General features: G+C 60.7%; 5 protein-coding genes and 1 riboswitch. Of the genes, 3 read left to right on the forward strand and 2 right to left on the reverse strand.

Annotation, left to right across the window (positions count from 1 at the left end; all coding sequences use genetic code 11):
- Positions 1 to 53: 53 nt before the first annotated feature.
- Together fliD and fliT are read left to right on the forward strand one after the other, a co-directional pair.
- The gene (gene fliD, locus JWR14_RS35065; protein ID WP_299718671.1) at positions 54 to 1,619 is read left to right on the forward strand and encodes a flagellar filament capping protein FliD; all 1,566 of its coding nucleotides are present in this window, start codon (positions 54 to 56) and stop codon (positions 1,617 to 1,619) included.
- 22 nt (positions 1,620 to 1,641) lie between these two features.
- The gene (fliT, locus tag JWR14_RS35070; RefSeq protein ID WP_299718673.1) at positions 1,642 to 1,941 is read left to right on the forward strand and encodes a flagellar protein FliT; all 300 of its coding nucleotides are present in this window, start codon (positions 1,642 to 1,644) and stop codon (positions 1,939 to 1,941) included.
- 147 nt (positions 1,942 to 2,088) lie between these two features.
- Here fliT and JWR14_RS35075 read toward each other — a convergent pair whose 3' ends face one another.
- Positions 2,089 to 3,099 carry a sodium:calcium antiporter gene (locus tag JWR14_RS35075; RefSeq protein ID WP_299718675.1) on the reverse strand — a complete coding sequence of 337 codons (1,011 nt, stop codon included), beginning with the start codon at positions 3,097 to 3,099 and terminating at the stop codon, positions 2,089 to 2,091.
- 139 nt (positions 3,100 to 3,238) lie between these two features.
- Positions 3,239 to 3,413: riboswitch (yybP-ykoY riboswitch) on the reverse strand.
- Positions 3,414 to 3,681: 268 nt separating this feature from the next.
- Here JWR14_RS35075 and JWR14_RS35080 point away from each other — a divergent pair.
- Complete coding sequence (locus JWR14_RS35080) at positions 3,682 to 5,268, forward strand: ABC transporter substrate-binding protein (RefSeq protein WP_299718678.1); 1,587 nt, start codon at positions 3,682 to 3,684, stop codon at positions 5,266 to 5,268.
- Positions 5,269 to 5,327: 59 nt separating this feature from the next.
- Here the strand turns inward: JWR14_RS35080 and JWR14_RS35085 are convergent.
- Positions 5,328 to 6,276, reverse strand: a 949-nt coding sequence (locus tag JWR14_RS35085) for an MBL fold metallo-hydrolase (RefSeq protein ID WP_299718679.1), incomplete at its 5' end; no start/stop codon positions are given.

Raw genomic sequence — 6,276 nt, forward strand, 5'->3', positions numbered from 1 at the left:
ACAAACGTTTATCATTCAGGCTCGAAAGCAAAACCGACGTACGGAGCATCCTAATGTCGACGATTCCCAGCACTTCAAGCTCAGCCGCGGCCACGGCAGCCGCCAACGCGGCAGCCTCCGCAGCAGCCGAAGAGCCCGCCGAGCAATCCATCATCAGCGGTTCCACCGGTAACTCGTCACTGGATGTCTCGTCGCTGGTCACGAGCCTCGTCAATGCGAAGGTGGCAGGTCAAACCGCCACGCTTTCCGCACAACAGACAAACGACAACACCCAACTTTCGGCCATCGGCGCGTTGCAAGCAGCACTGTCCGCCTTGCAGGCCGGCATCGCCTCGCTGTCCAACGGCACCGCGCTCGGCCAGTTCACCGCGACCGCGGACGGTACCGGACTGACGGCAACCGCTGACGGCACTGCATCAGCGGGTGCCTATTCTGTCGCCGTCACGCAAATTGCCAGCGCCCAGACCCTGTCGTCGGCGGCGTTCGGCGCGACGACAGCACTCGGCACCGGCACGATGAGCGTCTCCGTCGGCGGCAAGTCGATGAGTATCAACATCACGTCGTCGAACAACACGATTAGCGGCATTGCCAGCGCGATCAACTCGTCGTCAAGCAACCCTGGCGTCACGGCCACGGTCGTCACCGGCACGGACGGTGCGCATCTGGTCCTGCGCTCCTCGGCCACGGGCGCCACGAACACGATCAATGTTTCAGTGAGCGACGTCGCGGGCGATAATGGCCTGTCCAGTCTCGGCGTTACCTCCACCCCCGGCACCGACGGGGCTGCATCGACCTTCACGTCGGCGGTGAGCGCCAACGCGTGGAAGCAAAGCGCGTCCGCACAAGACGCCGAGTTCACGATCGACGGGACAGCAGCGACAAGTTCCAGCAACGCGGTGACCACTGCGCTCAAGGGCGTCACGCTGAACCTGACCGCTGCTGCTATCGGCACACCGCCCGGCACGCCGCAGACCGTGACCGTGGCACAGAACACCTCGTCGGCCTCCACTGCGATCAACAGCTTCGTCACCCTCTATAACACCCTGGTCACCACGTACGGCCAAGTGGGTAACGACAACTCGCAGGCAGCCAGTACGCAAGGTGGCATCTTGTCCTCCAACCCGATGCTTGCCACCATCCAGAACACACTGGCGGCCATTATTGGCAGCGGCGTGAAGAATGGTAATTCGACCATCTCCCTGGGAGCGCTCGGAATCACGCTACAGGCGCAAGCCAGCGCGACGCAGCCAGCAGGCGCACTGGTGATCGATCCCACGAAGCTCGCCGCTGCGCTCCAAAGCAACCCGTCGGGGGTGGCGAATCTGTTCAATTCGACGACTGGCATCGCAGCGCAGATAACGAGCAGCCTGAACTCGTTCCTGGGCGCGGGCGGCTTGATTGCGAACAGCCAGAGTGCGGTGAACACCGACCTAAAGAGCATCACGTCGCAACAAGCCACGCTGGCCACCTACACGGCACAGCTGACGAGCCAGTACCAGGCGCAGTTCACGGCGCTCAATACGCTGATGGCCACGATGAACAACAACTCGCAGTACCTGACGCAATTGTTCGGCGGCGCCAATAGCGCGGGTGCACTCGCAACAGGAGCGAGCGGCTAAGGTCCGCTAAGGATAAATCGACATGGAACAGAACAGCTTGATCGACCGCTTGCTCGAGTTGACGCTCGCGATCCAGCACGCAGCGGCCATGGCGGACTGGCAGGAAGCCGCGCGTCTGACTGAAGAGCGGACCCCGCTTTTCATGGAGTTGACGCCGGAACAGGACACCACGGCAATGGAAGTGATCAACAGGATCCAGGCAATCGATGCCGCCATTGCCGTCGACGCGAAGACAACGCAATCGGAATTGCAGAATGAGTACAGCTCGGCGATGAAGAAGGTCCAGGCGGCCAGCAAGTATCACCAGGCCGCCAAGTTCTGACCGGGAGAGGGAGACCGAGGCCGGTAAGCCGCCTTTATCCGGACGCCGCTGACTCTGAGAAGACAACAACAAAAACCACGCGCTTGGCGCTTTGGCTGTTTCAACACCCCGGGGCACCTGCGTGCTTCCGGGGTGTTTTCTTATGGGCTAACGCCCGAGCGTCAGCAGCAGATACAGCGCATAAAGCCCGCCGTTCACCAGCAGCGCCCACAGCACGATCCCACCCTTCTTCGCGTTAAAACGCAGCCATGCGGCCGCCGCGAGCGTGATGAAAACACCCGTCATCACCTCGACGCGCGGCTCCCACGGCGTCAGCATGATGCCAATACCCGGCAGCAGCGTGCCCTGGAACACCATCGCGCCGGTAATGTTGCCGAACGCCAGCGTATCCTTGCCGCGCCGCGCCCAGATAATGCTGTTGACCTTCTCGGGCAGTTCGGTAGCGATCGGGATAATGATCAGCGAAAGCAGCAACGCCGATATTCCCAGCGCTTGCGACACCCCTTCCACACCGGCGATAAACCCCTTCGCACCGCCAACCAACAGCACCACGCCCAGAATCATCTGCAACACGATGGTCGCAAGCGAGGTCGGCAACCCGAAGCGCGAGATCAGCAACCGTTCTGGTGCTTCCGTGCCATGGCCCTTCTCGACGAGACTCGCGGATGCGCGGAAGGTCGACACCACATACGTGACATACACGCCGACCAGCCCCACGGCGAACAGCGCGCGCACTTGCCACGCGTGATGCGGCACGAACATGGCGGCCGCCGCGATCAGGAAAGCACACAGGAAAAAGTTGAGATCGCGGGTGAAACCGCTATGTTCGGGTGCGACGACCCCCTTGAGGCCGCGCGTCTTGAGCACAGCGATAGCCATCAGGCAGGTCGACAAGGTCGCCAGCATCAACGGTGCGCCGAGGATCGCGCCCACGCCGATTTCCTCATTCACCGCGCGGCTGGCGGTGCCGCCCATCAACGCGATGATCGGTACGGTGGTTTCCGGGAGCGCCGTGCCGATAGCCGCGAACAGCGAACCGGTGACCCCTTCGGAGATGCCGAGCTTTTCGCCGAGATGTTCGAGCGCGTTGGTGAAGACTTCCGATGCCGCCAGGATCACCACGAGCATCAGCGCAAGTTGCAGGAAGAGCATTGTCATGCGGCACCTCGCGATGAAACCAGCGAAAAAGCGACGCAATGAGAATGGCCAAACAACGGCAGAGAAACCGGCGAGCGCGAGATGTAGCCTGGGGCAGGCTTGAGGTGTTTTTGTTTTGGAGACACGATAATTTCACGGTCGGACGTCAGCGAACCAGGATGCAATCCCGCGCCGTCCGACCGTGAACGACAAGATGCACCCATGGTCTCGCCAAACCAGACCGGTCGAACGCGCCACGGCTAACAAGCCGAGTATGTTGACGCGTCCTCCTCCCATTGCGGAAGGAAGGCTACTCCCCAAAGACGGCCACGAGTTTAGCGTGCGTCCCCGGATTAGGCAACCGGCCGCGGGAATGTTCAAAAAACCGTCACCAATCCCATATGGATATCCCGAATCGGTCGTTGTAGCGGAAATAACGGTTCAGTAAGCTACGTTCAATAAGCTACGGCATGTGCAACGGCCATGCGCTCTTTCGTTGCACCAACGCATCCGACGAAGCGCACCGTACAATAAGCTGCAACCGCTAAACAAGAAACGTCTGACTGACTAACACTGACGACCACGTTCGTAACGGGAGATCCCATGCGCTTCAGAATGCTCGCAGCCGTTGTACTGGCCATCACGCCGGTGCTCGCGATCGCGAAACCGCTCACTGTGTGCACCGAGTCAAGCCCGGATGGCTTCGACGTCGTGCAATTCAATTCGCTGGTGACGACCAACGCATCGGCGGATGTGATCTTCAACACGCTCGTCTCCTACGATGAAGTCGCGAAAAAGGTCACGCCCGCGCTAGCCGAGAAATGGGACGTGAGCCCCGACGGCCTGACCTACACGTTTCACCTTCGGCCGAACGTGGCGTTCCAGACGACGGACTACTTCACGCCGTCGAGAAAACTGACCGCCGACGACGTGGTGTTCTCCTTCGACCGTATGCTCTCCGACAGCAACCCGTGGCACAAGGTGGCGGGTGCAAGCGGCTTTCCGCACGCGCAGTCCATGGGTCTCGTCAAGCTGATCAAGTCCGTCTCCAAAGTCGATGACAACACCGTCAAGTTCGAGCTCAACACGCCGAACGCGACCTTCGTGCCCATCCTCACCATGGGTTTTGCATCGATCTATTCGGCCGAATACGCCGACCAGTTGCTCAAGGCCGGCCACGAAACCGACTTGAACGCGAAGCCGGTCGGCACGGGTCCGTTTGTGCTGAAGAGCTACACGAAAGACGCCGTGATCCGTTATGACGTCAATCCGACGTACTGGGGCCCGAAGCCTAAAGTGGACCGCCTGATCTACGCCATCACGCCCGACGCCTCCGTCCGCGCACAGAAAATCAAGGCGGGTGAATGCCAGATCGCGTTGTCGCCGAAACCGCAGGACGTGATTGACGCGAAGAAGGACAGTTCGTTAAAAGTGGTGGAGACACCGGCGTTCATGACGGCGTTCGTCGCGTTGAACACGCAGAAGAAGCCGCTCGATAACCCCAAGGTGCGCCAGGCGTTGAACGTTGCGTTCGATCGTACGACCTACCTGAAGACAGTCTTTGAAAACACGGCCACGGCCGCTGTGAATCCATATCCGCCGAATACGTGGAGCTATGACAAACAGATCGCGGCGTATCCGTATTCAGTCGATCGCGCGAAGAAACTACTCGCCGATGCAGGCTTCCCGAATGGCTTCGACACAACAATCTGGGTGCGTCCGAACGGCAGCGTGCTGAATCCGAATCCGAAGGTCGGCGCGGAATTGCTGCAAGCGGATCTGGCGAAGATTGGCGTGAAGGCGCAGGTGAAGGTGATCGAATGGGGCGAACTGATCAAGGAAGCGAAGCAGGGCCAGCACGACATGTTGTTCATGGGCTGGGCCGGCGACAACGGCGATCCGGACAACTATCTGTCGCCGCTCTTCAGTTGCGCCGCAGTGCGCTCGGGTATCAACTTCGCGCGTTTCTGCGACCCGACGCTGGACCGTGTGATCGATGAAGGCAAGGCAACCGCGGACACAAGCAAGCGGACCAAGGCTTATACCGAGGCGCAGCAGATTATCCATGACCAGGCGCTCTGGATTCCGCTCGGTTATCCGACGGCGTCGGCGCTGACGCGCAGCAATGTCAGCGGATATCGTGTGAGTCCGTTCGGACGGCAGAACTTCGCGAACGTCGTGGTGCAGTAGTCGATGCTGTAGCTCACCTACAGTTCGAGGAAGCCGGACGCGCAAACGCCCGGCTTTTTTTACTTCGGCGCAAACCGGATCACGCCGTCTTCATCATGCGTATGGCGCACCAGTTCACCCTCAAGCCATAGCAAATGCAAATGCGCCAGCGCTTCGCCGAGCGCGAACGTCATCTGGTGTACATCGAGCGGACGCTTGAACATGAGCGGGACAATATCGGCGGCGCTTTGCGGTTTGATCGCGCAGGCTTCGCGCACTTCCTGCAAACGCGCCGCGTGATGATCCCGAAGCTGTCCGATGCGCGTATGCATGCCGCGAAACGGCTTGCCGTGCGAAGGGAGCACGAGGGTATCGGCGGGAAGGGACTCGTAGCGGCCCAGTGAACCCAGGAACAGCGCAAGCGGATTCCCCTCCGGTTCGACAGCAAACACCGAGACGTTCGTCGATATGCGCGGCAGCACCATATCGCCGGAAATCAGCACCTTCGTCTCCGCGCAGAAGAACGCGCAATGTTCAGGGGAATGACCGAAACCCGTCACCACTTCCCATTCGCGGCCGCCAATCTGCACCGTATCGCCATCACGCAGCCGACGATAAACCGGCGGGATGGACGGCACGAGCTTCGGGTAATACGTATCGCGCTTGCGCAGCGCTTCAAGCGATGCCGGGTCCGTCATTCCATGCCGCGCGAAGTGCCGTGCGGCGCGCTCGCCACCCGCGTCGGAGCCATCGCCGGCGGACATCACGCGGCCCATTGCGTACTCGCCAAGCGACATCCAGAGCCTGACCGGGTCCCATCGTTTCTTCTCGCCGCCGTTGCAGATCCAGTCCGCAAGACCGAGGTGATCCGGGTGGCAATGCGTGACGATCACGCGCAGCACCGGCAGGCCGCCAAGCAGCGTGTCGAACGTGCGTTCCCAGTTCGCCCGGATCGTTTCGTCCGAAATACCGCAATCGATAACGGTCCAGCCCGCCACGCCGTCGATCTCGTCGCGCATGACCCAAAGG

This window comes from Caballeronia sp. (assembly GCF_028292365.1).
Classification (GTDB): domain Bacteria; phylum Pseudomonadota; class Gammaproteobacteria; order Burkholderiales; family Burkholderiaceae; genus Caballeronia.